Here is a 439-nt window from a genome sequence, read left to right as displayed (position 1 = left end):
GTGTTATCGGCTGTGGTCCGAAGACCAACACGCACAGTTGGCGGCCTATGGCAGCGCTGAAATTCTTCAGGCCGACCTGGCCGGGTTGGCCCTGCAACTGGCGCGTTGGGGCGTCACCCCTGAGCAACTGATGTGGCTCGATGTTCCGCCTGCCGCGAGTTATGCACAGGCCCGGCAACTGCTGGAGCGCTTGGGCGCCCTGCATGGGCCAAAACTGACGGCCCACGGCGAAGCGATGGCCGAACTGCCGGCGCACCCGCGTATCGCGCATTTGTTGCTGCGCGGGCACGATCTGGGGTTGGCGTCGATGGCCTGTGACGTGGCCGCGTTATTGGGTGAACGCGATATTTTGCGCGGTGCCGGGGCCGATGTGCACAGCCGTCTAGCCTTGTTGTCCGGTGAAAACCGGGCGGCGCGGGGCGGGCAGGGCGGCGTGCAG

At 66.1% G+C, this 439-nt stretch carries 1 pseudogene; it reads left to right on the top strand.

The features are described 5' to 3' along the window. Positions 1-439: pseudogene (locus tag GHO25_RS25785) on the top strand (ATP-dependent helicase HrpB); the annotation flags it as partial.

The organism is Pseudomonas sp. FSL R10-1350, assembly GCF_009600525.1.
GTDB classification, from domain to species: domain Bacteria; phylum Pseudomonadota; class Gammaproteobacteria; order Pseudomonadales; family Pseudomonadaceae; genus Aquipseudomonas; species Aquipseudomonas helleri.
The sequence above is the reverse complement of the archived record's forward strand: the minus strand, read 5'-3'. Positions and strand labels throughout refer to the sequence as shown.